At 73.7% G+C, this 21817-nt stretch carries 21 protein-coding genes, 1 tRNA gene and 1 pseudogene; 9 read left to right on the top strand and 14 right to left on the bottom strand.

The window, feature by feature from the left end; translation table 11 throughout:
* Window positions 1-83 precede the first annotated feature (83 nt).
* On the bottom strand, window positions 84-1265 hold the full coding sequence (locus PH190_RS25005) for a PucR family transcriptional regulator (protein ID WP_274234245.1): 1182 nt from the start codon (window positions 1263-1265) through the stop codon (window positions 84-86).
* Between the two features lie 20 nt (window positions 1266-1285).
* Between PH190_RS25005 and PH190_RS25000 the strand changes: the two genes are divergently transcribed.
* A complete protein-coding gene (locus PH190_RS25000) occupies window positions 1286-1960 on the top strand; it encodes a pirin family protein (RefSeq protein WP_274234244.1) in 675 nt (224 codons plus the stop codon).
* Between the two features lie 485 nt (window positions 1961-2445).
* Here PH190_RS25000 and PH190_RS24995 read toward each other — a convergent pair whose 3' ends face one another.
* Together PH190_RS24995 and aceE are read right to left on the bottom strand one after the other, a co-directional pair.
* Window positions 2446-2649, bottom strand: a complete 204-nt coding sequence (locus tag PH190_RS24995) for a cold-shock protein (protein WP_116710338.1) — start codon at window positions 2647-2649, stop codon at window positions 2446-2448.
* A 203-nt stretch (window positions 2650-2852) separates the two neighbouring features.
* Window positions 2853-5642: a pyruvate dehydrogenase (acetyl-transferring), homodimeric type gene (aceE, locus tag PH190_RS24990; protein ID WP_274234243.1), complete on the bottom strand. Its 2790-nt coding sequence runs from the start codon at window positions 5640-5642 to the stop codon at window positions 2853-2855.
* Window positions 5643-5980: 338 nt separating this feature from the next.
* Between aceE and PH190_RS24985 the strand changes: the two genes are divergently transcribed.
* The 3 genes from PH190_RS24985 to PH190_RS24975 all read left to right on the top strand — a co-directional run bounded on the left by PH190_RS24985 (window position 5981) and on the right by PH190_RS24975 (window position 7103).
* Window positions 5981-6415 carry a DUF3052 domain-containing protein gene (locus PH190_RS24985; protein ID WP_274234242.1) on the top strand — a complete coding sequence of 145 codons (435 nt, stop codon included), beginning with the start codon at window positions 5981-5983 and terminating at the stop codon, window positions 6413-6415.
* Window positions 6416-6499: 84 nt separating this feature from the next.
* The gene (locus PH190_RS24980) at window positions 6500-6964 is read left to right on the top strand and encodes a peroxiredoxin (RefSeq protein WP_274234241.1); all 465 of its coding nucleotides are present in this window, start codon (window positions 6500-6502) and stop codon (window positions 6962-6964) included.
* A gap of 67 nt (window positions 6965-7031) precedes the next feature.
* A tRNA-Val gene (locus PH190_RS24975) sits at window positions 7032-7103 on the top strand.
* 47 nt (window positions 7104-7150) lie between these two features.
* On the opposite strand, the gene PH190_RS24970 is transcribed toward PH190_RS24975, so the two are convergent.
* On the bottom strand, window positions 7151-8425 hold the full coding sequence (locus PH190_RS24970; protein WP_274234240.1) for a hydroxymethylglutaryl-CoA reductase, degradative: 1275 nt from the start codon (window positions 8423-8425) through the stop codon (window positions 7151-7153).
* An 81-nt stretch (window positions 8426-8506) separates the two neighbouring features.
* On the bottom strand, window positions 8507-10399 hold the full coding sequence (locus PH190_RS24965; RefSeq protein ID WP_274234239.1) for a helix-turn-helix domain-containing protein: 1893 nt from the start codon (window positions 10397-10399) through the stop codon (window positions 8507-8509).
* 156 nt (window positions 10400-10555) lie between these two features.
* On the opposite strand from PH190_RS24965, the gene PH190_RS24960 reads away from it, so the two are divergent.
* Both PH190_RS24960 and PH190_RS24955 read left to right on the top strand, forming a co-directional pair.
* Window positions 10556-11104: a hypothetical protein gene (locus PH190_RS24960; protein ID WP_274234238.1), complete on the top strand. Its 549-nt coding sequence runs from the start codon at window positions 10556-10558 to the stop codon at window positions 11102-11104.
* The gene (locus PH190_RS24955) at window positions 11104-12468 is read left to right on the top strand and encodes a tripartite tricarboxylate transporter permease (protein WP_274234237.1); all 1365 of its coding nucleotides are present in this window, start codon (window positions 11104-11106) and stop codon (window positions 12466-12468) included. The genes PH190_RS24960 and PH190_RS24955 overlap by 1 nt, the downstream gene beginning before the upstream one ends.
* A gap of 28 nt (window positions 12469-12496) precedes the next feature.
* On the opposite strand, the gene PH190_RS24950 is transcribed toward PH190_RS24955, so the two are convergent.
* Window positions 12497-13171 (bottom strand): TetR family transcriptional regulator, encoded by a 675-nt coding sequence (locus tag PH190_RS24950; RefSeq protein WP_274234236.1) that lies wholly within the window; start codon window positions 13169-13171, stop codon window positions 12497-12499.
* 122 nt (window positions 13172-13293) lie between these two features.
* Here PH190_RS24950 and PH190_RS30655 point away from each other — a divergent pair.
* The 3 genes and pseudogenes from PH190_RS30655 to PH190_RS24940 form a co-directional block, all read left to right on the top strand.
* Window positions 13294-13656, top strand: a pseudogene (locus PH190_RS30655) (SDR family NAD(P)-dependent oxidoreductase); the annotation flags it as partial.
* A 256-nt stretch (window positions 13657-13912) separates the two neighbouring features.
* On the top strand, window positions 13913-14131 hold the full coding sequence (locus PH190_RS30650; RefSeq protein ID WP_337993854.1) for a hypothetical protein: 219 nt from the start codon (window positions 13913-13915) through the stop codon (window positions 14129-14131).
* 31 nt (window positions 14132-14162) lie between these two features.
* Complete coding sequence (locus PH190_RS24940; protein WP_274234235.1) at window positions 14163-14984, top strand: SDR family oxidoreductase; 822 nt, start codon at window positions 14163-14165, stop codon at window positions 14982-14984.
* Window positions 14985-15055: 71 nt separating this feature from the next.
* Here the strand turns inward: PH190_RS24940 and gvpO are convergent, their stop codons facing one another.
* The 8 genes from gvpO to PH190_RS24900 all read right to left on the bottom strand — a co-directional run bounded on the left by gvpO (window position 15056) and on the right by PH190_RS24900 (window position 21482).
* Complete coding sequence (gene gvpO, locus PH190_RS24935; protein WP_274234234.1) at window positions 15056-15451, bottom strand: gas vesicle protein GvpO; 396 nt, start codon at window positions 15449-15451, stop codon at window positions 15056-15058.
* A 302-nt stretch (window positions 15452-15753) separates the two neighbouring features.
* Window positions 15754-15882 carry a hypothetical protein gene (locus PH190_RS24930; protein ID WP_274234233.1) on the bottom strand — a complete coding sequence of 43 codons (129 nt, stop codon included), beginning with the start codon at window positions 15880-15882 and terminating at the stop codon, window positions 15754-15756.
* 104 nt (window positions 15883-15986) lie between these two features.
* Window positions 15987-16253: a DUF6510 family protein gene (locus tag PH190_RS24925; RefSeq protein ID WP_274234232.1), complete on the bottom strand. Its 267-nt coding sequence runs from the start codon at window positions 16251-16253 to the stop codon at window positions 15987-15989.
* Between the two features lie 60 nt (window positions 16254-16313).
* The gene (locus PH190_RS24920; RefSeq protein ID WP_274234231.1) at window positions 16314-17048 is read right to left on the bottom strand and encodes a ferredoxin reductase; all 735 of its coding nucleotides are present in this window, start codon (window positions 17046-17048) and stop codon (window positions 16314-16316) included.
* Window positions 17018-17626 carry a sulfite oxidase-like oxidoreductase gene (locus PH190_RS24915; protein ID WP_274234230.1) on the bottom strand — a complete coding sequence of 203 codons (609 nt, stop codon included), beginning with the start codon at window positions 17624-17626 and terminating at the stop codon, window positions 17018-17020. The genes PH190_RS24920 and PH190_RS24915 overlap by 31 nt, the downstream gene beginning before the upstream one ends.
* A gap of 31 nt (window positions 17627-17657) precedes the next feature.
* Window positions 17658-19124, bottom strand: a complete 1467-nt coding sequence (locus PH190_RS24910) for a DHA2 family efflux MFS transporter permease subunit (RefSeq protein ID WP_274234229.1) — start codon at window positions 19122-19124, stop codon at window positions 17658-17660.
* A 113-nt stretch (window positions 19125-19237) separates the two neighbouring features.
* Entirely contained in the window at window positions 19238-20215 is a 978-nt protein-coding gene (locus tag PH190_RS24905; protein ID WP_274234228.1) for a redoxin family protein, read from the bottom strand.
* Window positions 20216-20264: 49 nt separating this feature from the next.
* Window positions 20265-21482: an epoxide hydrolase family protein gene (locus tag PH190_RS24900; RefSeq protein ID WP_274234227.1), complete on the bottom strand. Its 1218-nt coding sequence runs from the start codon at window positions 21480-21482 to the stop codon at window positions 20265-20267.
* Window positions 21483-21817: the final 335 nt, after the last annotated feature.

Raw genomic sequence — 21817 nt, 5'->3', positions numbered from 1 at the left:
CACCGTTGTCGTGTTCCCACAATGCCCTGGGTCACACACCTGGCGCGAGACCGGCGACGACCGCCGTTCGCCCAGCTCAGCGCTCACCCGGGCTCGCCGTCCGGGTGCAGACGGTCCAACCCGATCGCCAGGCGCAGCACCAGTCCGCCCCGCGCGTCGCCGGGGTGCACCCCCGTGAGTTCGGCCACCCGCCGCAGGCGGTACCGCACGGTGTTGGGGTGGACGAAGAGGCGCCGGGCCGCCGCCTCGAGCACCCCGGCGGCGTCGAGGTAGCACTCGACGGTGGCGGCGAGCTCCCCGCCGGCGGCGCGCAGGGGCGCCGCCACGTCGCGGCGCAGCTGCTCGACGGCCTCGGCGTCGCCGTCGAGCACGCGCTCGGGCAGCAGGTCGTCGGCGGCGACGGGGCGCGGCGCCCCGGGCCAGGCGCGCACCGCCCGGTGGCCGGCGAGCGCGGCGGTCGCGCTGCGGTGCGCCCCGGTCAGCCCGGCCACCGTGGGTCCCGTGACGACGGCGCCCGGCCCGAAGGACGCCGAGAGCTCCGCCAGCGGCGCGCCCGGCCCCGCGATCATGACGAGGCGGGCGCCGTGGGTGCCCAGCAGCACGGTGGCGCCCGCCCGGTGCGCGGCGCGCCGCACGGCGTGCAGCGGCTCGGGCGGCTCCTCGGCGGGCGGCTCCCCGACGAGCACCGTCGCCTCGGCCGCCGGGTCCCACCCCAGCGCCGCGGCCCGCGACAGCAGCGTCTCCTCCGCCTCGCCGCGCACCACGGCGTCGACGACCAGCGCCTCCAGCCGCGCGTCCCACGCCCCGCGCGCCTCCGCGGCGCTCGCGTAGACCGTGGCGGCGGAGAACGCGACCTCGCGGCCGAACCGGAGGATCGCGTGCACGAGGGCGGCGCGCTCGGCCTCGTCGGCGCCGAGGTCCGGGATGCGCTCCTCGAACACCTGGATCGCGATGCGCACCAGCTCCACGGTCTGGCGCAGCGTCACCCGGCGCGCGAGGTCGAGCGGGGCGGAGCGGAAGGCCTCGGCGGTCAGGCGCGGGGTGGCGTCGGGGTCGCGGAGCCAGGCGACGAAGTTCGCCGCCCCGGTCTGCGTGACCAGCAGGACCCCGGAGCGCTGCTCGGCCGTGAGGCGCCCGAACCACCCGAGCCGCTCGGCCATCGCCGCGACGCCCGCGGCGGCGAGGTCCCCGGACGCCTTCTCCAGGCGCCGCAGGGTCGTGGCGCGCACGGGGCTGCGCCGCCCTGGCGCTGCCGCGCTGGTCATGGCCGGGGAGCATTCCACGGATGCCCACGCTCCGACGTCTCCTGCGCAGCGACCGTCCCGAGAGCGCCGGCGGCGGTGTGTCCTCGCGCCACGGGCTGTCCTTCGGCGCCCACTACGACCCGGAGCGGACCTCCTTCGGCGCGCTGGTCGCGCACAACGACGACGTCCTCGACGCCGGCGTCGCCTACGGCGCGCACGAGCACCGCGACGTGGAGATCCTCGCCTGGGTGCTCGACGGCACGATGATCCACACCGGGCCCGACGGCCGCGAGACGCGCGTGCCCGCCGGCACCCTGCAGCACCTCGTCGCCGGCACCGGCTGGCGCCACGGCGAGCGCGCGGCCGACGACGGCCCGGTGCACCTGCTCCAGCTCTGGGTGACGCCGGGTCTCGACGACCCGCCGGCGGGGGAGCCGTCGCTGACCCACCACCGCCCCGACCTCGCCGAGGGGCCGTTCGTCCTCGACCTGCGCCGTCCGGGGGTCACGGTGACGATCGCGCGCCTCGGTCCCGGGGCGGCGTGGGAGCCCGCGGACGGCGCCTTCCGCCACGTGCACGTCGCGCGCGGGTCACTGGGCGACGCGGGGGCGGGCGAGGCGGGGGCGGGCGACGCGCTGGAGATCACGGGCACGGGACCCCTCGCCCTCGACGCGGGCCCCGACGGCGCCGAGCTCGTCGTCGTCACCACCGCCTGAGCGGGGCGCCGGGGGTGGGGGAGCGAAGGTCACCCCCGCTGCGTCCCAGGCACTCAGGGACTCCTTCGCTCCGGACTTCCCGGCGCGCTCGGGGAGCGCGGTGCCGGGCGGTGGGGGAGCGAAGGTCACCCCCGCTGCCTCGCACGCACTCAGGGACTCCCTCGCTCCGGACTCCCCGGCGCGCGTGAGCGAGCGGGGCGCCGGGCGATGGGGGAGCGAAGGTCACCCCCGCTGCCCCCACGCACTCAGGGACTCCCTCGCTCCGAACTCCCCGGCGCGAGTGGGGAGCGCGGTGCCGGGCGACGGAGGAGCGAAGGTCACCCCCGCTGCCTCCCACGCACTCAGGGACTCCCTCGCTCCGAACTCCCGGGCGCCGGCGCGACTCAACGGCGCCGGCGCGCCCACCCGACCCCGGACACACGACGGGGGCGGTGCGTCTCCCGACGCACCGCCCCCGTCTTCGTGAGGTGACTCCGCTGCGTTGCTTACAGCGGCGTGACCTGAACGGCCTGCAGGCCCTTCTGGCCCTGCTCGACGTCGAACGAGACGCGCTGACCCTCGTCCAGGGTGCGGAAGCCGCGGGCCTGGATGGCCGAGTAGTGGACGAACACGTCAGCGCCACCACCGTCGGGAGCGAGGAAGCCGAAGCCCTTCTCGCTGTTGAACCACTTGACGGTGCCTTCTGCCATTCTTGCTCCTCATACCGATGTCCCGAGGCGTCGATCAGCCCCGGCCTTCAGATCCGCCGCTGGAGTCCGGGCTCCGCACGTCGGAGTCGCGTCCTGGATCGTCCGGGGACGTCCGAGGTGCGCGACGCCGACAGCCTATCCGGAAGGACGGGGTCGTCTGCCAGCCCCGACCACCAACCCCGCGACGAACGGTCACTGAACGGTCACGCCACGCCCGAATCGGACGTCTGCGGACCGGCCGCCTGGGGGTCGTCGATCTGGTACCGCCGGGCGGCCTCGACGACGGTGTCCCGCCCGACCTCGCCCCGACGGGCCAGCGCGGCGAGCACGCCGGCGACGATGTTCTCCGCGTCGACGCCGAAGTGCCGCCGCACCGCGGGGCGCGTGTCCGAGAGCCCGAAGCCGTCGGTGCCGAGCACGGTGTAGTCGCCGGGCACCCACTTGCGGATCAGGTCGGGGACCGCCTTCATCCAGTCCGACACCGCCACCACGGGGCCCGCGGCGTCGGCGAGGGCCTCGGTGACGTACGGGGTGCGCGGGTCGAGGTCGGGGTGGGCGTGGTTGTGCTCGTCGCACTCCACGCCGTCGCGACGCAGCTCGCCCCACGACGTCGCCGACCACACGTCGGCCTGCACGCCCCACTCCTCGGCGAGCATCCGCTGCGCCTCGAGCGCCCACGGCATGGCCACACCGGACGCGAGGATCTGGGCGCGCGGCCCGGGGCCACCGGGCGCCTGGGCGTAGCGGTAGAGCCCGCGCAGCAGGCCGTCGACGTCGAGGCCCTCGGGCTCGGCGGGCTGCCGGTAGGGCTCGTTGTAGACCGTCAGGTAGTAGATGACGTTCGGGTCGCGGTGCGGGTCGGCCTCGCCGTACATGCGCGCGAGGCCGTCGCGGACGATGTGCCCGATCTCGTAGGCGTACGCCGGGTCGTAGGCGACGACCCCGGGGTTGGTGGCCGCGAGCAGCACCGAGTGCCCGTCGTTGTGCTGCAGACCCTCGCCGACCAGCGTCGTGCGGCCGGCCGTCGCGCCGAGCAGGAAGCCGCGGGCCATCTGGTCGGCGGCCGCCCAGATGCCGTCGCCGGTGCGCTGGAACCCGAACATCGAGTAGAAGATGTAGATCGGGATCATCGGCTCGCCGTGGGTGGCGTACGACGTCCCCACCGCGGTGAACGAGCCGACCGACCCGGCCTCGTTGATGCCCTCGTGGAGCAGCTGGCCGGCCTCGGACTCGCGGTAGGCGAGCAGCTGGTCGTGGTCGACCGAGGTGTAGAGCTGGCCCTCCGGGTTGTAGATCTTCAAGTTGGAGAAGAACGAGTCCATCCCGAAGGTGCGCGCCTCGTCCGGGATGATCGGGACGACGCGCTTGCCGACCTCGGCGTCGCGCGTGAGCTCCTTGACGAGCCGGACGAACGCCATCGTCGTGGCGATCTCCTGCTTGCCCGAGCCGCGCTTGACGACGTCGTAGACCTTGTCGCCGGGCAGCACCAGCGGCTTGTTGCGCAGCCGGCGCTCGGGCAGCGGCCCGCCGAGCTGGCGCCGGCGGTCGAGCATGTACTCGATCTCCGGCGCGTCGGCGCCCGGGTGGTAGTAGGGCGGCAGGTAGGGGTCGCGCTCGAGCTCGGCGTCGCTGATCGGCACGCGGACCTCGTCGCGGAACGTCTTGAGGTCCTGCAGCGTCAGCTTCTTCATCTGGTGGGTCGCGTTGCGGCCCTCGAACGTCGGGCCGAGCGTGTAGCCCTTGATCGACTTGGCGAGGATCACCGTCGGCCGGCCCTGGTGCTCCATCGCCGCCTGGTAGGCCGCGTACACCTTGCGGTAGTCGTGGGCGCCGCGCTTGAGGTTCCAGACGTCGTCGTCGGACATGTCCTTGACCAGCTCCTTCGTCCGCGGGTCGCGACCGAAGAAGTGCTCGCGGACGTAGGCGCCGTTGTTCGCCTTGTAGGTCTGGAAGTCGCCGTCGGGCGTGGTGTTCATCAGGTTGATCAGCGCGCCGTCGCGGTCGGCGTGCAGGAGCCGGTCCCACTCGCGGCCCCAGACCACCTTGACGACGTTCCAGCCGGCGCCGCGGAAGAACGACTCCAGCTCCTGGATGACCTTGCCGTTGCCGTGCACCGGCCCGTCGAGGCGCTGCAGGTTGCAGTTGATGACGAAGGTCAGGTTGTCCAGGCCCTCGGCCGCCGCGACGTGGATGGCGCCGCGGGACTCGGGCTCGTCCATCTCGCCGTCGCCGAGGAACGCCCAGGTGTGCTGCTGGCTGGTGTCCTTGATGCCGCGGTTGTGCAGGTAGCGGTCGAAGCGCGCCTGGAAGATCGCGTTGAGCGGGCCGAGGCCCATCGAGACCGTCGGGTGCTCCCAGAACGCCGGCATGAGGCGCGGGTGCGGGTACGACGGGAGCCCGCCGCCGGCGCCCGCGTGCGAGAGCTCCTGGCGGAAGCCGTCGAGGTGCTGGGCGCCGAGGCGACCCTCGAGGAAGGCGCGCGCGTAGATGCCGGGGGAGGCGTGGCCCTGGATGAAGACGTGGTCGCCGCCGCCGGGGTGGTCCTTGCCGCGGAAGAACCAGTTGAAGCCGACCTCGTAGAGCGACGCGGCCGAGGCGTAGGTGGAGATGTGGCCGCCGACCCCGACGCCCGGGCGCTGCGCGCGGTGCACCATCGCCGCGGCGTTCCACCGGATCCACGCCCGGTAGCGCCGCTCGGTCTCCTCGTCGCCCGGGAACCACGGCTCCTGGTCGGTGGGGATGGTGTTGACGTAGTCGGTGGAGTACAGCGACGGCACCGAGACCCGGCGCTCACGGGCGCGCTGGAGCAGCTGCAGCATGATGTAGCGCGCCCGCTGCTCGCCCTGCCCCGCGAGCATGGCGTCGAAGGACTCGATCCACTCGGCCGTCTCGTCGGGGTCGATGTCCGGCAGGTGCGACGAGAGACCGTCGCGGATGATGTGGACCCGGCCGGTGTCCGCGGTCGCCCTGTCAGCGCCCTTCTGGGTGGTCACGGATGGCTCTCCCTGTCGCTGGTCGTCGACGGCGCGCGGCCGGGTCCGGATCGCGGCTCCCTGGCCGATTTCGGAACCGATTCTGCCCGGTCGTCCGCGGTGGCGCCGTCCCTCTGGTGCCCCGCGGTCACCCCATCGTCACCCGTCGTCTCCTGCGCGTCACGCCTACCGACCGGTAGCCCGGCCGCGGACGGTCGGGGCGGGTTCCGGACCCCGTCGAGACCACCCGACCCGCGTGGCTGGTTGCGCGGCGTGCGGTCGGCGTGTTCGCTGGGCGCTTCATACGGGTGACGTGCACCTCGCACGGAGCCCCGAGGCGTGAGAAGGGGGAAGCACGCGTGGTCGCGGCCACGGGAGACTCGGACAAGTCCGATCTCGCCGGCAAGCTCGGCATCGAACCGGGCATGATCGTTCAGGAGCTGGGCTGGGACTCCGACGTCGACGACGAGGTGCGGTCGGCGATCGAGGAACGCTGCGGCGAGGACCTGCTCGACGAGGACGCCCAGGAGGTCGTCGACGTCGTGCTCCTCTGGTGGCGCGACGGGGACGGCGACCTCGTCGACACCCTCATGGACGCGCGCTCCCCGATGACCGACGACGGGGTCATCTGGGTGCTCACGCCCAAGACCGGCAACGACGGTCACGTCGAGCCCTCCGAGATCGCCGAGGCCGCCCCCACCGCCGGGCTCTCGCAGACCTCGAACATCAGCCTGTCCGAGGGCTGGGTCGCCACCCGCCTCGTTCCGCCGAAGGCCGCCCAGCGTCGCCGGTGACCTGCGGCGGGGTGGTCCTGCCGGGTCCCGGAGGTCGTTAGGCTGACCGGGCTCGGTCACCGGACGGACAGGAGACAGGTCGACATGACCGTCGAGGTGGGCTCGCAGGCCCCCGACTTCACGCTCAAGAACCAGGACGGCCAGGAGATCTCGCTGCGCGACTTCCGGGGCCAGAAGGCCGTCCTGGTGGTGTTCTACCCCTTCGCGTTCTCCGGCATCTGCACCGGTGAGCTCTGCTCGGTGCGCGACGACCTCTCGGCGTTCCAGAACGACCAGGTCCAGATCCTCGCCATCTCCTGCGACACCACCTGGTCGCTCAAGGTCTTCGCACAGCAGGAGGGCTACGAGTTCCCCCTGCTCAGCGACTTCTGGCCGCACGGCGCGGTGGGCGAGTCGTACGGCGTGTTCAGCTCCGACCTGGGCTTCTCGTTCCGCGGGACGTTCCTGGTCGACAAGGACGGGATCGTCCAGTTCCTCGAGCGCAACGGCCCCGGCGACGCCCGCGACCAGCAGGGCTGGCGCGACCAGCTGGAGAAGCTCGCGGCCTGACCTCCCTTCGGAGCGAACGGGCTGTTCGCGGCTTCTAGGCGCACGAACTCCCCGTTCGCTCCGGACCGGGCGCGTAGCTCAGCGGAAGAGCAACGGCCTTACAAGCCGTCGGTCGCAGGTTCGAATCCTGCCGCGCCCACGCCGGTCGGGGTCTCGCCGGCCATCCAAAGATCGAGGCCGCTGCCCTCACCCCTGCGCCCGCAGGTCCGCCAGGATCTGCTCGGCGTGGTCGGCCCGCACCCGCCCGTCGGCGACGAGTCGCGCCACGACGTGCGGGACCTCGTCCGCGGTGGCGCCGACGGTGGAGGCGACGTTGCGGGCGTGCAGGGACATGTGTCCGCGCTGGATGCCCTCGGTGGCGAGCGCGCGCAGGGCGCCGAGGTTCTGGGCCAGGCCGACCGCCACCACGATCTCCGCGAGCTCGCTCGCGGAGCGGGGTCCGAGCAGCTCGACCGCGGCCCGGGCCGTCGGGTGGACGGTCGTGGCGCCGCCGACCAGGCCGACCGGCATCGGGAGCTCGAGCGTGCCGACGAGGTCGCCGTCCGCGTCCTGTTCGAAGCGCGAGAGCGAGGTGTAGCGACCGTCGGGCGCCACGGCGTGCGAGTGGGCGCCGGCCTCGACGGCGCGGGTGTCGTTGCCCGTCGCGAGCACCACCGCGGAGACCCCGTTGAGGATCCCCTTGTTGTGGGTCGCGGCGCGGTACGGGTCGGCCTCGGCGAGCGCGGCGGCGTGCACGACGTCGGCGACGACCTGCGCGCCGCCCAGCGCCTCGGCGGGGAAGACCGCGCGGGCGCGCGTGAGCCGCAGGTCGGCCTTGTTGGTCAGGATGCGCATCAGGGTGCGGCCGCCGGCGATCTCCCCGGCGCGTGCGGCGACGGCCTCGGCCATGGTGTTGACGGCGTTGGCGCCCATCGCGTCGCGCACGTCGACCTGCAGGTGCGCGACGACGTGCACCCCGGTGCGGGTGGGCACGAGGCGCACGGCGACGTCGCGGACGCCGCCGTCGAGCTCGACGAGCCGCGGGTCCTGCGCATTCGCCAGGTCGACCAGCTCGTCGCGTGCCTCGAGCAGCCGGACGCGGCCGGCCTCGGGGTCGGGGACACCGAGGATCTGCACCTGGGCCTGCATCAGCGGCGAGCTCGACGACGTCGTGAAGCCGCCCCGCGCCCGGGCGATCTTCGCCGCGTTCGACGCCGCCGCGACGACCGAGGCCTCCTCGGTGGCCATCGGCACGAGGATCTCGCGACCGTTGACGACGACGTTGGTCGCGACCCCGAGCGGCACGCCCAGGATCCCGACGACGTTCTCGATCATCTGGTTGGCGAGGTCGAGTCCGAGGCCGTGCGCGGGGTCGAAGGCCGCGAGCCGGTCGAGGTCGAGCTCCGCGGATCTCGCCACCGCCTCCCGGCGCGCCGCGAAGGACAGGTCCCGCAGACCCTGGATACGGCTGGTGCGCGTCATGCCGCCGACGTTAGGAAGACGCGTCGCCGATCGGGATGGATCGTCGGACCACGATCCGGGGGCTCATCATGTGCCGAGGGCCTACCCGGTGTGGGCGGCCAGCCGCGCGATCCGGACCGCGACGCCGAGGCGGAAGAGCCGGTCGGGTTCCTGCCAGTCGTCGCCGAGCAGGGCCGCGACCCGCTCCAGGCGCTGGAGCACGGTGTTCTTGTGCAGGTGCAGGGCCCGGCCGGTGGCGACCGGGCTCTGGCGGTGGTCGAGGTACGCCGCGAGCGTCGGCAGCAGGGTGGCGCCGCGCTCGTCGTCCCAGTCGAGCACCGGGCCCAGCACGCGGCGCACGAACGCGTGCACGCGGGCCTCGTCCGGCCCGAACAGCGCGGTGTAGGGCAGGTACTCCTCCGCGGCGACGGCGACGTCGGTCAGGCCGAGGGCCGGGAGGATCCGGAGGCACGCCGACGCCCCGGCCAGCGGTTCGCGGGGATCGGACGGCAGGTCCAGGTCGGCGCCGACCGCGAGCGTCGGGACCCCGTCGCCGACGGCGTCGTGGAGGCGCCGCGCCGCCCGTGCGGGATCGGTCTCGGCACCCAGCACGACCAGGTGCTCGCCGTGCTCGGCCACCAGCCCGTCCGGGCCCGCGGCGCGGTGGGCGGCTCGCCGCACCGGGCGGCGGTGCTCCCCGGACACGCCGACCACGACGAGCGAGCGCCAGCGGTCGACGTCGATGCCGCGGGCCCGCGCCCGTCCCGCGGCCCCGGCGCGACGGTCCTCGTCGTCGGCGAGGAGGTCGGCCAGCAGGTCGGCGCGCACCCGGTGCTCGGCGTCCTCCGCGGCGTCCTGCTTGAGGCGCAGCAGGGCGGTGATCTGCGCGGCCCGCTCCGCCGTGCGGTGCTCGACGTCCCCGAACCCCACCGCACCCTCGCGCAGCAGCAGCGCGCCGAGGAACGCGTCGCCCGCCACCACCGCGACCGCGACCACGCCGGGGTCCTCCGGGAGCGGCACGCACCGTCCGGTGCGACGGCTCTCGGTCACCGCGGCGCGGACGGCCGCGGGCGGTGCGTGCTCGCTCTCCGGGCCCGCGAGGTCGGCGTCGAGGATGGTGACCTCGCACTGCAGCGCCCGCCCCAGCGCTCCCGCGACGTCGAGCGCGTCACCGCCCTGCAGCACCAGGGCGGTGAGGTCCGCGTGGACCTCGCTCGCCCGCTCCATCGCCTCGACGTGGTCGGCGAGCCGCCGGTAGGCGCGCTCGGTCTCGTCGGCCGACTCGCGGGTCCGCGCGAGCAGGCGAGCGGTCTGGAGCACCAGGGCCGCGTGGTCGGCGAACGCCGAGAGGAGCGAGACCTCCTCCGGGGTGAAGGTGTGCTCGGAGCGGTTCGCCGCGAACAGCACCCCGATGACCTCCTCCCCGGCGAGCAGCGGCACCCCGAGCAGCGACACCAGGCCCTCGACGCCGACGACGAGGTCGATGGTCTCGTCGTGCGGGGCCTGCGTCATCGCCGCGTAGCGCGACGTCCAGTGCGGGCTGCGCGTCTCGGCGACGCTGCTGGCCAGGCCCTTGCCCGGCGGCACCCGCAGCCCCGGGAAACCGGCCGACACGGTGCCCCGCGTGGTGCGGACCCGCAGCTCGCGGGTGGTCTCGTCGAACTCCGAGAGGTACGCGACGTCGGTGCCGACGAGGTCGTGGGCCCGCTCGACCAGCCGTTCGAGCAGGGCGTCGACGTCACGGACCCGCACGAGCTCGCGGGCGCTGGAGAACAGTGCCGCGAGCTCCTGACCGCGCCGGCGCCACCGCAGCGACTCGCCCCGCAGCCGGCGCAGCGCCTCGTCGAGCCGGTGGACCTCGTCGTCGGCGAGCCCGAGCCCGGCCAGCACGCGCGCCGGGTCGTCGTCGGCGTCGTGGTCCGCCGACGCCGCCGCGAGGAGGCCGAGCACGGTGTCGACCGGGAGGCCGCTCGCGGGCCGGGGTGGCGGAGCCATGGCGTCCTCCCTGGCGTCCTCGTCGCGCTCGGTGGGTGGCGCCGCCTGGACCGATCGACCGTTCCGGGCGTCGGCCGGTGGACCGTCGAACCATAGTGCCGCCCGCCACTCCTTCCTAGCGTTCCGGCCACGCCGACGACGAAGGAGTCGATCCCGATGCCGCCGACCGTGCCGCCCGCGCCCCCCGACGAGGGAGCGACCGGCCCGAACGACGACCGCACGACCGCCAGCACGACCGCCAGCACGACCGCCAGCACGACCGCCAGCACGACCGCCACGACCGACCGGCCGACGGACCTCGCCGAGGTGTGGGGGGACGTCGTCGACGTCCGTCACCTGCGCTGGTCGGTCATCATCGGCTGCGCGCTGGGCCTCCCGGCCTTCCTGCTCGGGCGGCTGGCGTTCGAGCAGGTCACGAGCCCGGAGCTGGCCGAGACCTACGGGCTCCTCGTCGGGCTCGCGGGGTGCCTCCTCGCCGGTGCCCTCTGCGCGCGGCTGTTCGCCCCGCAGCGCGACCTCGTGGAGGAGATGGCCGACGGGGCCGCGCGCGACGAGGCCGTGGCCGAGCTGACCGCGGAGACCGGCGACCTGGGCCGTGCCGAGGACCTCGGCCCCGAGACCCGCCGCGAACTGCGCGACCTCGGCATCGACGACCTCTTCGACCCCGACGCGCGCGCGACCGCCGAGGGGAGGGCGGGACGGTGATGACCACGATCCTCGTCGCGCTGGCGATGGGCCTGCTCGGGGCGATCGTGTTCTCCGCGATCGGCCTCGTCTCGGGCACCGACGAGACCGCGACGCTCGCCCCGCTCACGCTGCTCGTCGTCCTGGTCGGGACACCGCCGGCGGGCGTCTTCGCGTTCTTCCTGGCCGGGGCGGTGGCCAAGCACATCACCCACGCCATCCCCACCACGCTGCTCGGCATCCCCGGCGACACCCTGGCCGTGCCGCTGCTGCGCGAGGCGAGCCTGCTGCGCCGGCTCGGGGTCCCGCACATCGCCCTGCGCAAGGCCATCTCCGGTGGTGTCCTCGCCGCCTTCATCGCCGTGCCGGTCGCGGTGGGCGCGGCCTCGCTGATCGCCCCGTTCGCCGCGCAGGTGACCGCCGCGGCGCCCTACGTCTTCCCCGTCGTGGCCGTGCTGATCGCCTACTTCTCCCGCGGGCGGTGGGCCGCCGTGGCCGGGCTGCTGCCGATGGTCATGGTCATCGCCGCGCTCCAGGCGTTCGTCACGCCGCTGCACGGCTCCGCGCTGAGCATCAGCTTCTTCCTCGGCATCGCGATCGGCCCGCTCGTCGCCGACCTCTTCGGCATCGCCTCGCCCACGGCCCGCCGCGCGATGGAGCGCGACGCCCGCCGCACCTTCTTCCTGGCGCCCGACGTCCGCGACTGGCGGGGCCGGTTCCCGAACCCCCTGCGGGTCCTCGACCGGCGGCAGGCCGGGGCGACCGCGGCGGCCGCGGGCGTCTCCAGCCTGACCTTCGTCGTCAGTCCGGTCGCCATGACCGTCCTGCTGGGCGAGGCCGTCGGCGCCAGGGTCCGGCACGCCTACCACCGTCTGACGACGATGATGTCGGTGAAGAACGGCGTCACCGAGTCGACCTACATCGCCGAGGCGATCATCCCGCTGGTCGCGATCGGGCTGCCCCTGAGCCCGGTGGCGGCGGGCCCCGCGGCGCCGCTGTTCAGCGCTCCGCCCGTGTACACGATCGAGCCGGCGACCGGGACGACGAACAACCTGCACGACCTGCTGACGCCGTGGGAGTTCCTCGGCTACGGCCTGCTCGCGGTGCTGCTGGCGACGCTCGTGGCCTATCCCTTCTCGATGAACCACGCCCGGCGCGCCGCCGCCTGGGTCGTCCGCCGGCTCAGCCAGGAGGCGATCATCGGGACCTTCGCCGGACTGATCCTCGTCATCTCGGTCTACGAGGGCGGGATCCTCGGACTGCTGGTCGCGGTCACGATCGGGATCTTCGGCGGCCTGATGAACAAGCTGCTCGGGATGCACGCCGGCGTGCAGTTCATGGCCTTCTACACCGCGACCCTGTTCGTGCCGGTGCTCCTGCGCTGAGCATCCGCGCGACGGCAGCGGCCCGGTTTCACGCCGGGTCCGCGAGCAGGCCGACCAGGAAGGTGGCGATCGCCTCGGCCAGGGCGTCGGTGAACGACGGGTGCAGGAACTCCAGGCTGGTGTCGGTGGCGAAGGCCTCGAGCACGGCGGGGGAGGGATGGCTGCGTGTCCACAGCGCACCCACCAGCAGGATGACCATGCTGGACGCCCGCAGGGCGCGCTGGTCGTCGAGCTCGGGCAGCAGACGCTGCAGGAAGCCGGCCTGCCACCGGATGCCGTCGCGGGCCGCCCGCTTGTACCGCAGTGCGACGTCGACCGAGACGTTGTGCTCCAGGACGGCCCACTGGGCGCTGAGGAGCTCGCAGAGCGTCGGGTGGGCGCCGAACGCGCCGGCGAGCGCGACCGCGACGCCGCGCGCCCTGACCTCCGCGGGCTCGGGCGCATCGGGGGCGCCGGGCAGGCCGTCGTCGAGCTCGGCCCGGAACCGGGCGGCGGCCCCGGCGAGGAGGTCGAGCAGGACGGACTCGCGGGACTCGAAGTAGCGCAGGACGTTGGACTTGGCCATCCCCGCCCGGCGGGCCAGCTCGTTGAGGCTGATGGCGGCGACGGGCATCTCCTCGAGCATCTCCGCACCGGTCTCGAGGACGCGACGCCGTCGGACCTCGCGCTGCTCCTCGCTGCGGGCGCGCTGGAAGGTCGCCATCCGCCCACACTAGCGGACCGCCGGTCTCTTCATTGGAGACCGGCGGTCGCTTATGTTCGAGCGGACCGCCGGTCTCCTCGACGTCCGTCGGGGGTCGGCGCCCTCACGGCGGAAGGACGGACATGACCGACAAGGTTGCCCTGGTCACCGGGGCGTCCTCGGGAATCGGTGAGACGACGGCACGGCGCCTCCAGCGCGCCGGGTGCGTCGTCTACGGCGCGGCGCGCCGGCTCGACCGGATGGAAGGGCTGGCCGAGTCGGGCGTGCGCACCGTCGCCCTCGACGTCACCGACGAGGCGTCGGCGGAGAAGGTCGTCGCCGAGATCCTCGCGGCGGAGGGCCGCCTCGACGTCCTGGTCAACAACGCCGGCTACGGCTCGTACGGCGCCCTCGAAGAGGTGCCGATGGCGGAGGCCCGGGCGCAGATCGAGGTGAACCTCCTCGGGCTCGCCGGCCTGACCCGGCTGGTCGTGCCGGTCATGCGGACCCAGGGGCGCGGCACCATCGTCAACATCAGCTCGATGGGCGGCCGGTTCGCCACGCCGTTGGGCCGCCTGGTACCACGCCAGCAAGTTCGCGGTCGAGGGGCTCAGCGACGCGCTGCGCCTGGAGCTCACGCCGTTCGGCATCGACGTCGTCCTCCTCGAGCCCGGCTCGATCCGGACCGAGTGGGGTGCCATCGCCGCCGAGAAGCTGCGGGCCACGTCGGGCGGGGGGCCCTACGCGCGCCAGGCCGAGGCGATGGCCCGATCCCTGGGGGGCAGCTCGCAGCCGGATGCGCGGAGGACCTCGCCGCCCGACGTCATCGCCGACGCCGTGGCGACCGCGGTCACGGCTCGGCGGCCGCGCACGCGCTACCGCGTCGGCTTCGGCGCGCGGCCCCTCATCGCGCTGCGCAGGGCGCTGCCCGACCGGGCCTTCGACGCGCTCATCGCCCGCTCCTCCGGCGTGCCCGCCTGAACCCCCCGAACGACGGGATCCGAGGACACCCATGCCCAGGAACATCCTCATCACCGGCGCGGGCAGCGGCTTCGGCCGCGGCGCCGCCCTCGAGCTGGCCGGTCGGGGACACGCCGTGACCGCCGGCGTCCAGATCGCCCCGCAGGCCACCGACCTGCGCACGGCCGCGCAGGAGCACCACGTGGAGCTCGACGTCGTCGTGCTCGACATCACCGACGCCGACGACCGCCGCGCGGTCCTGGACCGCGACGTCGACGTGCTGGTCAACAACGCCGGGATCCTGGAGTCGGGCCCGGTCGCCGAGATCCCGATGCACCGCGTCCGCCGGAACTACGAGACCAACGTGTTCGGCACCCTCGCGATGTGTCAGGGCGTCGCTCCCCGGATGGTCGCCCGCGGCTCCGGCAAGATCATCAACGTCACCTCGATGGGCGGGCTGGTCACCGTGCCCTTCGCCGCGGTCTACACGTCCACCAAGCACGCCCTCGAGAGCCTCACCGAGGGGTTGCGCAGCGAGCTGTCCGGCACCGGTGTCGACGTCTGCACCGTCAATCCCGGCCTCTACGGCACCGGGTTCAACGACCGGGGCGCGGAGACCATGCTGCGCTGGTTCGACCCGTCGACCAGCCTGTCCCGCCCCGGGCTGCTGGCCGCCGCGAACGGCGGCCTCGCGGACCAGCTCGACCCGCAGGCCGTCGTCGACGTGCTCGTGCGCCTCGCGGAGGAGGACACCTCACCGTTCCGCACCGTGGTCCCCGCGGAGATCGTCCCGTGGATCCAGGCCCTCCAGGACCGGGCCTGGACGGCCGGCACCGGCGACGCCCTCTTCCTCGCCCCGCAGGAGTTCGCCTGAGGACGGGTCCCCCTTGCGTCACGCGAATGCGCCGGGTCCACGCCGTTCCCGAGGAGCCCGCGGAAATGGCGTCAGCCGTACCGCTCGTTGTCCCCGCGACCCCGGACGTAGTGCCGCAGCCGCCGATAGCCCAGCAATTCTCCCGCATCGTCGAGGTCGACGTCGTAGACCGCGATGACGTCGGTCGTGGACGGCACACGGCGGGTCTCGACGACGTCCATCGTCACCGTCCAGCCCTCGCCCTCGCGACGCAGTCCGGAGAGCGACTCCGCGCCCCAGCCCAGCTCCGTGGCGAGCTCCTGGGCCGCGGCCAGGATGCCGCGGGCCCCGACGTCGCGCCGGGCCCGACCGGACGTCGTGCCCTGACCGGACCCGGTGTCCCGCGCCGCCCCGCTCCGGGAGCCGTCCCGCGTCGAGCGCGATGCTCGCTTCGGAGCCGCCGTGCCGGTGTCGCCGTTCTCAGCCATGGGCGATGTTTCCCTCGGCGCGGCGGGCTCGAACCGACAGATTCCGGAGAATCCGATGTCGGTGCTCCGGGGTGCGCCGACGATCGACCGTTCGCGGCGGTTCGCGTGCACCATTCGACGGGACGGTCGGCCGCTCGGCGGAAATGCACTCGGCGATCGGCCCCATTCCGCGGAAAGCGTGCACCGTGGTCCCGAGACGGGTACCGGGTGACGTACCGCCGTCGGTTGAGCTCTGCAGCCCGGCACCGGGCCCACGTGCCGGGAGATGCCGTGACCGACCTCGTCGTCCCTGCCCACCACCCTCACCAGCACCACCCCGCGAGCCCGCCGCCGAGCTCGTCGCGGGCGACCATCGAGGTGCGTCCCGTCGACGCGGCCCACGGGGTGATCGTGACGGCGTCGGGGCCCGTGGCGCTCGACGGTGTCGACACCTCGGGGCTCCGGCCGCGCGGGCGTGGCTGGCGGCGGCCGGGTTGACCTGAGCCGCGACGGCGTCAGCCCTCGCCCGGGGCGCGGAGCACCAGGGCCGGAGGGGTCACTCGGTGATGTCGAGCGTGATGGCGCCGCCCATGTCGAGCCACGTGTGACCCGGGGTCTGGGCCATCCGCAGCACCACGTTCTCGCACCCCGGGCAGCGCACCACCATGCCCGGTGCGTCCGCGTACACGTGGTACTGCCCGAGCGGCGCCCTCGTGCCGCACGCACCGCACCGGGTCTGGACCACGGTCGCGTCGAAGGCGAAGACGTCCGCCAGCCGTCCCCCCGCGGCGTTGCCGTCGAGTCGTCGGGATTCCGTCGTCACTGCTGCTCCTCGGTGTCGTCCGGATCGGTGTCGTCCGGATCGGTGTCGTCCGGACCGGTGTCATCCGAACCGTTCGATCTTGATGGCGGCCGTCGGGTGGCCCTCGTCGACGAGGGCGTCGGCGACGGCCTCGACGAACGTGGTGGGGCCGCACACCAGGACCCGCGGCTGCCGGTGGACGGGAAGGGTGTGCTGCCGGATCGTCGACGGCGTCACGCGGCCCGAGAGGCCCGTCCATCCCGGCGGTCGCTCCCGCGTCAGGGCGATCGTGACGGCGACGCCGCGGGCGGCGTGGTCGTCGAGTCGCTGCCGGCCGACGACGTCGTCGAGTGTCCGGGCCGAGTAGAGGAGCCGGACCGGCACCGACAACCCGAGGGCGGCGTGGTGGTCCAGCACCGCCAGGAACGGCGCCACGCCCGAGCCGCCCGCCACGAGCTGCAGCGGGGAGTCGACGTCGGGGTGCCACACGAAGTAGCCGCCGATCGGTCCGCGCAGCTCGAGCTCGTCGCCGACCCGCAGGTCGTCGACGAGGTACGGCGACACCTCGCCGTCGCCGACCCGTTGCACCACCAGGTCCACGGTCGGGCTCTCCGGTGCCGACGCGATGGAGTAGCTGCGCTGGGCCTGGTAGCCGTCCGGTGCCGTCAGCCGGACGTCGACGTGCTGGCCCGCCAGGTGGCCTTCCCAACCGTCGATCGACAGCGACAACCGCCGCGCGCCGGCGGCCTCCTGGGTGATGGCCGCGACGGTGGCGAGCCGCCACGTCAGTCGCCGGCGTACCGCTGCTCGCGCCACGGGTCACCGTAGTCGTGGTAGCCCAGCGTCTCCCAGAAGCCGGGTTCGTCCGTGCTCGACAGCCGGAGACCCCGCACCCACTTCGCCGACTTCCAGAAGTAGAGGTGCGGGACGAGCAGCCGGGCCGGGCCGCCGTGCTCGGCCGGCAGGGGCTCGTCGTCGTATAGGTCGACGATCCAGGCGCCGCCGTCGACCACGTCCTCGAGCGGGAGGTTCGTGGTGTAGCCGCCGTCGCAGACGGCGATCACGTAGTCGGCCGCGGTCTCGACGGCGTCGAGCAGGGTGTCCAGGGAGACCCCGCTCCACGTCGTGTCGAACTTCGACCACTTCGTCACGCAGTGGATGTCCGCTGTGACGTCCTCGCGCGGCAGCGCCTGGAACTCCCGCCAGGTCCACCGCACCGGCTCGGCGACCTCGCCGGTGACGGTGAGGTCCCAGTCCTCGAGCGCGGTGCGCGGGGTGGGCCCGGCGGACAGCACCGGGAAGCCGCCGCCGATGTCGTACTGCCCGGGCGGGAGCTTGCCCGTGTCTCGGTCGGCTCCCGGTCGGCCGACGAATCCTCGGGAAACGAAGGTCATGCTGGCACGCTCCTGGTGGTGATCTGTTCGCTCATGACTCGTGCACCCGTCCGCGGGTCCCGTCCGCCGGCGGGGGGCGTGCGGGGCCGGGGGACTGGCAGGGCTGGTGCAGCCCGGGCAGGACGTGGGGAGCGGCCGGGGCACCGCGGCTGATCGTCACGGCGGCGACGGCGCCACCGAGGACACAGAGACCGGCCGAGATGAGCATGGCCTGCGCGAACCCGGGTCCCAGCGGGCCGCTTGCACTGTTGTCGAGGCCGACGACGAGCGGGAGCACGGCGACGGCGAGCAGGCTCGCGATGCGGGAGATGGCGTTGTTGGCGCCGGACGCGACGCCGACGTGCTCGGACCGGACCGACGCGAGCACCGCGGAGGTCAGCGGGGCCACCGTCAGGGCCATCCCGATCCCGAAGACGACGACGGCCGGCAGCACCGTGGTGGCGTATCCGGCGCCCGGCACGACCCCGACCAGCAGCGCGAGCCCGGCCCCGGCCACGATCGGCCCCAGCGTCATGGGCCAGCGGGGCCCGATCCTCTGGGCCAGGGCCCCGACCCGGCCGGAGAGCAGCAGCATGATCGCCGTGAAGGGCAGGAAGGCGAGCCCGGCGGCCAGCGCGGAGTAGCCGAGGCCGTGCTGGAGCTGCAGGACGAGCAGGAACAGCGCGCCGCTGAGGGCGCTGTAGACCGCGAAGGTCACCAGGTTCGCGCCGGTGAACTGCGCGGAGCGGAACAACGACAGGGGGATCAGGGGCGCCGCGGCCCGCAGCTCGATGACCGGGAACGCCGCCAGCGCGAGCGCCCCGCAGACGGTGGCGCCCACGGTGACCGCGGTCCAGCCGTGCACCGGGGCCTCGATGAGGCCGTAGACGATCCCGCCGAGCCCGACGGTGGCCGCGGCCGCGCCGGCGATGTCGAGGCGGCCGGTCGCCGAGGCGTCGCGGGTCTCGGGGACGTGGTGCGCCGTGACCCAGTAGGCGACGGCGGCGAGCGGGACGTTGATCAGGAACACCCAGCGCCACGACGCCGCGTCGACCAGCCAGCCGCCCAGGAACGGTCCCAGCGCGGCCGCCACGCCGCTGAGCCCGGCCCACGTGCCGACGGCGCGCCCCCGGTCGTCCTCCCGGACGACCGAGTCGATCAGCGCCAGGCTGCCGGGGATGAGCAGCGCGCCGCCCACGCCCTGCACGAGGCGGGCGAGGATCAGGGCGGGTCCGGTCGGCGCCAGACCACAGGCCAGGGACGCGACGGTGAAGACGACGAGTCCCAGGAGGAAGACCCGGCGGCGTCCGTAGCGGTCACCGAGCGCTCCGCCGAGGAGCAGGAGCGCGCTGAGGGTGAGCAGGTACCCGTCGAGCACCCACTGCAGGACGGAGAAGCCGCCGCCCAGCTCGTCGCCGATCGCCGGCAGGGCCACGTTGACCACGGACCCGTCGAGGAACGCCACCCCGGAGCCGAGCGCGGTGGCGACGATCAACCACCGACCGGCCGGGGAGGTCACCGCCACCGCCGGTGGCGCCGGGACGTTCATCCGCGTGCGACCGGGGACACGACGGCGACGATCACGGGTGCCTCGCGCACGTCACCGACCTCCTCTGCTCCCGTGGCCTCCGGCTAGCCGAAGGTGATGACGTAGGCCTCGACGCCGGCGTCGAGGAAGGTGATCTCGACGATGCGGTCGCTGATCGGGCGCTGCTGGCGGACGAGCTGGTAGAGCCGAGGCTCGGCGACGTGACCGTCGCCCTGCTCGTCGACGTCGAGTCCGCGGGCGACGCCCGGCGGCTCCCCGTCGATCCGCACCCGGACGCGCGCCGCTGTGCCGTCGTGGGCGCCCACCACGAGGTTGAGGTCGCGGGCGTGGAAGCGGGCGACGATCCGGCCGCCGGGCTCGTCGAGCGTCGTGGACCGCGCGCGGACGGTCCACGCCCCGTCCAGGGCCCAGGTGTGGGGTCGGAGGTGGTCGGGCCGGGCGTAGACGTGTCGTCGGTCGAGGCGGAGGCCACCCGGGCTCGCGAAGCCGGTGGCGCGGGCGTAGCCGGTGTACGTCTCCGGCGTCCCCAGGGAGGCCCAGTCGGCGGCGAGGTGGACGCCGTCCGGCGTGACCGACACCAGGCCCTCGTCGACGTCGCGCACGCCCGACTCACCCAGCAGGTACTGGATCACCCGTTCCGAACGCTCGTAGCCCTCCTCGCCGACGTGGCGGTGCCGGATCCGTCCGTCGACGTCGACGAAGTAGAGGGCGGGCCAGTACGCGTTGTCGAGGGCCCGCCAGAGGGCGAAGTCGTCGTCGATCGCGATCGGGTAGCGGATGCCCATCCCGTCGAGCGCGGACCGGACCGCCTCCTCGTCGTGCTCGAACGGGAACTCCGGCGAGTGCACGCCGATCACCGTGACGTCGCGGTACTTCTCGGCCCACGCCCGGACGTAGGGCACGGTGCGGAGCCAGTTGATGCAGGAGAAGGTGCAGAACTGCAGCACGGCGACCCGGCCCCGCAGGGCGGCCGGCGTCAACGGCTCGGAGTGCAGCCAGGCGGTCGCGCCGTCGAGGGCGGGCAGGGGGCCCTCGACGGGCAACCGGGACGTCGCGGTCACCGCAGTGACCTCGAGAATCGGCGACCTCCGCGCGCCGTGCGCCGGGTGCTCACGTCGCCCCGCGCACGCTCGCGAAGGCGGCGCGGACCTCCCGCGCGAAGAGCTCGGGCTCCTCCCACGCGGCGAAGTGACCGCCGCGGTCCACCTCGTGGAAGTACTCGAGACCGGGGTAGACGGTCTCGACCCAGCTGCGCGGGGCGGCCCAGAGCTCGCCGGGGAACGTCGTGAAGCCGACCGGGACCGTGACCGGCGGCGGCTCCTCGCCGGCCGCCTGCACGGCGGCCACGAACCGCCCGAACTCCCAGTACCACCGGGCGGCCGAGGCGCCGGTCCCGGTGAGCCAGTACAGCGAGATGTTGTCGAGGACCGTGTCGCGGGTGAGGTTGCCGACGGGCGCGTCGTCGACGAACGCACGCCGGATCTTCTCGTAGCTGTCCGTGTCGTGGTCGAGCATCCAGGTCGCCAGCGCGACCGGCGAGTCCAGCAAGGCGTAGCCGATGGTCTGCGGCCGGGTGGACTGTTCGAGGAAGTAGCCGAAGCCGTCGGTGGTGAACGTGGTGACCGCGGCGAGCGCGGTGCGCTCCTGTTCGGTCACGGCCGGCAACCGGTCCTTGAGCCCGAGCGCGCCCGCGAGCAGGTTGACGTGGATGCCGAGCAGCCCCTCGAGGGCCTGGCGGCCCATCGCGTCCGTGACGTCGGCGCCGACGTCACCGCCCTGGGCCACGTAGCGCGTGTAGCCGAGACGATCCATCAGCTGCGCCCAGGCGTTGGCGATGCGCCCGGAGTCCCACCCGAGCTCGGCCGGGGCGCCCGAGAACCCGTAGCCGGGCAACGACGGCAGGACCAGGTGGAACGCGTCCTCGGGCGCGCCGCCGTACGCGGTCGGGTCGGTCAGGGGACCGACGGTGTCCAGCAGCTCGACGACCGAGCCGGGCCAGCCGTGCGTCATGATCAACGGCAGCGCGTCGGGGTGCGGTGACCGCACGTGGACGAAGTGGATGTCGACGCCGTCGATCTCGGTCGTGAACTGCGGCAGCGCGTTCAGCCTCGCCTCGCACCGGCGCCAGTCGTGGTCGGACGCCCAGTAGCGCACGAGCTCCTCGACCACGTCCCGCTGCACACCCTGCGAGCGGTCCTCGACGAGCTCTCGGGACGGCAGGCGCGTGTGGGCGAGGCGACGGCGCAGGTCGGTGAGATCCTCGTCCGGGATCGCGATGCGGAATGGTCGGACAGACGTATCCGTCCGCTGGTCGGTGGTGAGGGACACGAACTTCTCTCCTGAGCACGTGGCGATTCCCGCGTGACGCCCGGGACGGGCCGCAGGATTTCTTCGACGCACGGGTCGCGTCGGGACCGGGCATTCGTCGAGCGAATGCGGGCGGCTGTGCAGCCGCACCCGTCGCGGTGCGCGGTGCGGGACCGCGACGACGACTCAGCGAGCAGGCCGTGCTTCGAGAAGGCCGGCCGGACGAACAGGCGCGGTCGACGTGATGGCCATCGTTGCTCCTCTCGTCGCGGGGGAGCAGGCGTGCGCCACGAGGGTATGCCCGGTGCGTTGTCCGACGGGAGACACCGCGGCCAAGAGCAGACTAATCGCCGACC

The organism is Actinomycetospora straminea (genome assembly GCF_028737255.1).
Classification (GTDB): Bacteria; Actinomycetota; Actinomycetes; order Mycobacteriales; family Pseudonocardiaceae; genus Actinomycetospora; species Actinomycetospora straminea.
This window is presented reverse-complemented; position numbering and strand designations above follow the sequence as displayed.

Bases quoted from the DNA above. Each gene is read 5' to 3' on its own strand.
- PH190_RS25005 (WP_274234245.1), bottom strand. From the start codon at position 1,265: ATGACCAGCGCGGCAGCGCCAGGGCGGCGCAGCCCCGTGCGCGCCACG.
- PH190_RS24915 (WP_274234230.1), bottom strand. From the start codon at position 17,626: ATGACCTTCGTTTCCCGAGGATTCGTCGGCCGACCGGGAGCCGACCGA.
- PH190_RS25000 (WP_274234244.1), top strand. From the start codon at position 1,286: ATGCCCACGCTCCGACGTCTCCTGCGCAGCGACCGTCCCGAGAGCGCC.
- PH190_RS24940 (WP_274234235.1), top strand. From the start codon at position 14,163: ATGCCCAGGAACATCCTCATCACCGGCGCGGGCAGCGGCTTCGGCCGC.
- PH190_RS24965 (WP_274234239.1), bottom strand. From the start codon at position 10,399: ATGGCTCCGCCACCCCGGCCCGCGAGCGGCCTCCCGGTCGACACCGTG.
- PH190_RS24970 (WP_274234240.1), bottom strand. From the start codon at position 8,425: ATGACGCGCACCAGCCGTATCCAGGGTCTGCGGGACCTGTCCTTCGCG.
- PH190_RS30650 (WP_337993854.1), top strand. From the start codon at position 13,913: ATGGCCCGATCCCTGGGGGGCAGCTCGCAGCCGGATGCGCGGAGGACC.
- PH190_RS24950 (WP_274234236.1), bottom strand. From the start codon at position 13,171: ATGGCGACCTTCCAGCGCGCCCGCAGCGAGGAGCAGCGCGAGGTCCGA.
- gvpO (WP_274234234.1), bottom strand. From the start codon at position 15,451: ATGGCTGAGAACGGCGACACCGGCACGGCGGCTCCGAAGCGAGCATCG.
- PH190_RS24960 (WP_274234238.1), top strand. From the start codon at position 10,556: ATGCCGCCGACCGTGCCGCCCGCGCCCCCCGACGAGGGAGCGACCGGC.
- PH190_RS24980 (WP_274234241.1), top strand. From the start codon at position 6,500: ATGACCGTCGAGGTGGGCTCGCAGGCCCCCGACTTCACGCTCAAGAAC.
- PH190_RS24995 (WP_116710338.1), bottom strand. From the start codon at position 2,649: ATGGCAGAAGGCACCGTCAAGTGGTTCAACAGCGAGAAGGGCTTCGGC.
- PH190_RS24955 (WP_274234237.1), top strand. From the start codon at position 11,104: ATGACCACGATCCTCGTCGCGCTGGCGATGGGCCTGCTCGGGGCGATC.